Below are 4,931 nucleotides of genomic sequence, written 5' to 3' on the forward strand. Positions count from 1 at the left end.
CGTCGGTGTCGGTGTCGGTGGCTACGGAGTCACCCGGGCCGGTTGCCGAGCCCGTGCCCGCGTCGCCCTCGGCGACCGGGTGCGCCGTGACGTTGCCTGCGCCCGGTCCGCTCGTGGCCGTCGTGTGCCCGGACGCGGCGACGGCTGCGGGACCCGCGTCCCCGACCTCGTCGGCGAGCTGGTGCACGAGGATGCCGTGCCGGAACGCCGCCTCCCCCACGTCCGCACAGCTGCTCCCGTAGACGGAGAGGCGGCTGCCGTCCTCCGTGACCACCTCCACGGAGCGCTTCGCCGTGCGGGCCTCCTTGGCCAGCAGCACCCCGAGTCGCGCGGCGTGCGGGCTGCGGACGGCGACGCGGGGCCGAAGCCGGGTGCGCGCGAAGGCACCGGCCTCCTGGTCCGCGGCCACCCGTCCCTCGTCGAGGGTGACCACGCGGTCGGCGGTGCGGGCCGCCTCCTTGGGGTCGTCGGTGGTGAACAGCACCGTGCCGCCGAGGGCCGCGTGGGCGCGCAGGATGCCGTGGAGCCACTTGCTCTCGCGGGTCGACAGGCCGACCGCCGGGCCGTCAAGGACCAGGGTGTGCGGGTCCGCGAGCAGTGCGCAGCCCAGCCCGAGCCGACGGTCCATGCCGCGCGAGAGGGTGCCCAGGCGCTGATCGCGCAGGCTGACGAGGCCCACGACTTCGAGCACTTCGTCCGCACGCCTGACCGGCACCCCCGCCGCCGAGCAGAGCATGCGCAGTTGCCCGCGGACCGTTCGGGCCGGGTGGCCCGGCACGTCACCGAGGAGCACGCCCACTTCGCGAGCGGGGTGCGCGATGCGATGCAGGGGCCGTCCCCTGAAGTAGGTGATGCCACGGCCCTGTTGGAGTTCGAGCATCAGCCGTACAGCGGTCGTCTTGCCGGCGCCCCGGGCACCGAGCAGAGCCGTGACCCGGCCCGCGTGTGCCTCGAAGGACACGTCGTCGATCGAGGGCGGGCTGTCCTTACGGGCGTTGCTGGTCAGTCCGATGGCCTGGATCATCGCTTCTCTCGCAGGATGGGCGACCGCTCGGCGGCCGGGGCTCGCTCGCCTGTCGGGCAGCGGGCGAACCCCGTGGGTACCGCAGCAAGATAACGCGATATTTCTGGCTTTTCGGGCAGGGTGTGGGCGCGGGTGTCTGCTCGGGCCTGCGGAGCGCACACCGGAGAAACCGGAGTGACGACGCCCGGGACCGAGCAACGGCGTCACAACGGCGAGTTGGTCAGACTTCCGGTCGCAGCATCGGCGGGTTGAGGAGCGTAGCGCCGCCGGCCCGGAAGAGCTGTGCGGGTCGCCCGCCCTGGCGCGTGGTGGTTCCGCCGGTGGGCACCAGGAATCCGGGGGTCCCGGTGACCTTGCGGTGGAAGTTGCGGGGGTCGAGGGCGACGCCCCACACCGCCTCGTAGACCCGGCGCAGCTCGCCCACGGTGAACTCCGGCGGGCAGAAGGCGGTGGCCAGCGAGGAGTACTCGATCTTCGAGCGGGCCCGCTCGACACCGTCCGCCAGGATCTGCGCGTGATCGAAGGCCAGTGGTGCGGCCTGCTCGTCCTCACGCCCGTAGCCGACCTGGTTCAGCAACGCCTCGACCGGGGCCCAGCGCACACTGTGCGCGTCCCCGCCCGGACGGGGCGCGGGCAGATCCGGGGCGAGGGCGAGATGCGCGACGCTGACCACCCGCATCCGCGGGTCTCGCTTCGGATCACCGTAGGTGGCCAACTGCTCCAGGTGCGCGCCGTTGTCCTGAGCGGGCGCCGTCGGGTCGTGGGCGCACAGCCCCGTCTCCTCGGCCAGCTCCCGCGCCGCGGCCTCCGTCAGGTCCTCGTCGTCCCGCACGAACCCACCGGGCAGTGCCCAACGCCCCTGAAAGGGCGGTTCACCGCGCCGTACGGCCAACGCACACAGCGCGTGGCGACGCACGGTCAGCACGACCAGGTCGACGGTGACAGCGAAGGGCGGGAAGGCCGACGGGTCGTAGGGCGACATGGAACGATCATAGTCGTCTGCCTGACGATAAACACTCCCTTCGCTGGTTGGTTCCGCACTTCATCGAGCCGTTCACGAGGGTCCCGGTCCGGGCCCGCCCCACCCGGTCACACCCCCAACTGCAGGACGTCCGCCGCCTCCTCGACCATGGCCAGGCCGAGTCTGCTCACCCGCACGGAGAACGTCTGCCCGGCCACGCGAAGGCCCGTCAGTCCGATTTCTCCCAGCGGTGCGCTGCGGACCGGTGCCAGCCGCACCGTCCGAGCCGGCACGTCCGGGCGGATTCCCGCCAGGGTGGCCAGCAGGTGCACTCCGGCGGCCGCTGCGACGGCGGCCGGTCTGCAGGCAGCGGGATGCGGCAACGGGGCGCCGCCTTCCACGCGCTGCTCCCCGGCGTACATCTCGGGCAGGCGGTGGCCGAAGGTCTCCGCGGCCGCCAGCACCCCTCTGAGCAGGGATGCCGCCTCCTTCTCGTATCCGGCGACGGCCAGTCCCGCGACGGCGACGGCCGTCTCGTGCACGCGTACGGCCCCGGTGCGATGCCCGAACGGGTTGTACGCGGCCTCTTTCACCCCCAGAGATCTGAGCCCCCACCCCGAGTCGAGGGCCGGTCCCCCCAGCAGCCGCGCGAGCTGCTCGGTCTGCACCTTGTCCAGCAGCCCGGGCGCGCAGGTCCCCGCTCCCAGCAGTCCGGTGTCCAGAAGGTGGACGGCTCCGCTCCCGAGTTGCGGGACGGGACGGCCGTCCGGGGTGCGGGCGGCCGCCGGTCTGCCGCCGCCCCGGTCGTCGCACCAGAAGTCCTCGCGGAACCGCAGCCGCATGTCGTCCGCCCACTGCCGGAGCTCCGCGCCTCCGGGTCGGTCGTACGCGTCGAGCAGGTCGGCGCCGAGGAGCGCGGCGCGGTGGGCGTGTGCCTGGGTCTCGCAGCGCAGCGGACCTCCCGGGCCGGGGTCGGGGAGGTAGGGGCCCTCGCGCGTGGCCGAGCGGAGCCACTGCAGGCAGCGCTCGGCTGAGGGGAGCAGCTCGCGCACCTCCTGCTCGGCGATACCCCAGCGTCTGGCTTCCGCGAGGACCGTGGGGAACAGGAGGGTGGCCTCGACGCCTGTGCAGCTCGGCGGCAGGTGTGCGCCGGCGTGTCGCAGGGGGCCGGGCAGCCGGCCGTGCTCCGGTCCGGGTCCGGTCCGCTGGGTCCGGGCGAGCGCCCGCAGCGTTCCGGCGGCCAAGCGGGTGCCCAACGGGAGCGCCATCCGCGCCGCGGCCAGTGCCTCGGCGGGCGCGAGTCCGCATCTCCAGGGTGCGCCGGCCGCCGGATACACGTCCTGCGGATGCGCCGGATCGCGTACGGACAGGGCCTGGAGGTCGTCGATGCAGGTCTTGAGCAGGTGCCCCACGCGCGAGTCGTCGCCCTGTGCCTGTGCCGGGGCCAGTGGGCGGACCGTGCTGTTGGTGACGGCTCGGCTGATGCCCGCGCCCTCCCCGCGCACCCGCAACTCCACGGTGCGGGTGCCTCCGGGCGGCAGCTCGAACTCCCAGCGCAGCAGCCCGGCCGAGGCGAGGGCGTCCGTGGGCGGTGGGGTCGCCGTGACCACGGCGTGGCCCGTCGGGGCCGACCACCGCATGCCCGAGTCGTGGACCATGGCAGCCAGTTCACGACCGGAGCTCCCCGCGGCGACCGCTCCCAGTTCGGCGAAGTCGGTGCCGAGCGCCACTTCGAGCGGCAGGCGCAGCGGGCGCGGCGCGGAACTGTGCAGCGTGATCCGCTCGGTGCCGTCGGCATGGCGGATCCGCTCGACGACGACGTCGGGGTCGGGTCCAGCGTCGGGCGCGGTCCGCACCGTCGCCACGAACCGAGCGCGGTCCGCCGCGATCATGCGTGCCTGCACGGCGACGGGTTCGCGTCCCGCCACGCGGATCTGGCACCGGGACAGGAGGCGCCGTCCTCCTCGGTAGAAGCCTTCGAGCCCCTGCCCCGTCAGCTGCCCCTGATCGGACGAGATGACCAGCCCCGGGAGCGCTACGCAGATCAACGCCCGGTGCACGGGCGGCAGTTCCGGTGCCCTCCGCGCCACCGGAGCCTGCGCCGCCGGGGTCGGGACACCTGCGCCCGCGAGCGCACCTGTCTGTCCCGCGCCGACAGTGGTCGATCGTGCCGTGCCCCGCCCTGGCGGGAAGGCACGCGTGGCGCCGCTGTCGGATGCCGATGACCCGAACTGCCGTGACACGTCGGCTGTCATCGCCGCTCCACTCCCCCGGGGCGCGCCACGTGGCAGGCGCCGGGAGTGCGTCGCCCGGTCCGTGCCTCGGTGACGCCCGGTCCCTCGCTCCGCCGCCCGGGCTTCTCGTGTGTCCGACGACCGGGTTTCTCGTGTGTCCGACGACCGGCTGGGAGGTCGACGCCACCCTGACCGCGCCCATGGCCCACCCCTGTGGTGGGCCGAAGCTCCAACTCCGCCATGGGGCGCCTCCTTTCGCGCGCGGACGCGCGGGGCGCCGGCATGCCGCCGGGCCGCGGATCGCGTCGGCGACAGGGCCCGGCCGTGGCTGCCGCCACTCAGATGAACGGAGCGGTGCCACGGCAAGTAACGCCGCAGCGTGCCGAAGCTCCTGCTCCCCCACCGCCGGAGCGCCTTCGCGCCGCTCATGACTCGTCCCTGGACCGCTGCCGGCCGGTGCGCCGACGCCCCGAAGGACGGCGCGGCGCCCGGGCTCCCGCCCTGGCCGGCCGATTCCCCGCCCCGAACCGCCGCTCGCCCCGACGGCGCAGGGCCGCCTCCAGCCCTCGGGCCGCCCGGGAGACGCCCGGATCCACGACTCCTCCGGCCGCCGCACCAGACGTCTCGTCAGACGTCTCGTCAGACGTCGAATCCGATGCCGATGCAGAATCCAATACCGCATCCGATGCCGACCCGGGCGCCGGTCCCGATG

Annotated in this window: 3 protein-coding genes; all 3 read right to left on the reverse strand. The window is 74.0% G+C overall.

Annotation, left to right across the window (positions count from 1 at the left end):
- On the reverse strand, positions 1 to 1,024 hold a 1,024-nt coding region (locus tag M4J07_RS46720), incomplete at its 3' end, for an ABC transporter ATP-binding protein (RefSeq protein WP_255983292.1).
- 220 nt (positions 1,025 to 1,244) lie between these two features.
- Entirely contained in the window at positions 1,245 to 2,006 is a 762-nt protein-coding gene (locus M4J07_RS46725; RefSeq protein WP_255983294.1) for an NUDIX hydrolase, read from the reverse strand.
- Between the two features lie 107 nt (positions 2,007 to 2,113).
- The gene (locus M4J07_RS46730) at positions 2,114 to 4,240 is read right to left on the reverse strand and encodes a glycogen debranching N-terminal domain-containing protein (RefSeq protein WP_445276316.1); all 2,127 of its coding nucleotides are present in this window, start codon (positions 4,238 to 4,240) and stop codon (positions 2,114 to 2,116) included.
- Between the last annotated feature and the right edge of the window lie 691 nt (positions 4,241 to 4,931).

The organism is Streptomyces longispororuber (assembly GCF_024448165.1).
Lineage (GTDB): Bacteria > Actinomycetota > Actinomycetes > Streptomycetales > Streptomycetaceae > Streptomyces > Streptomyces longispororuber_A.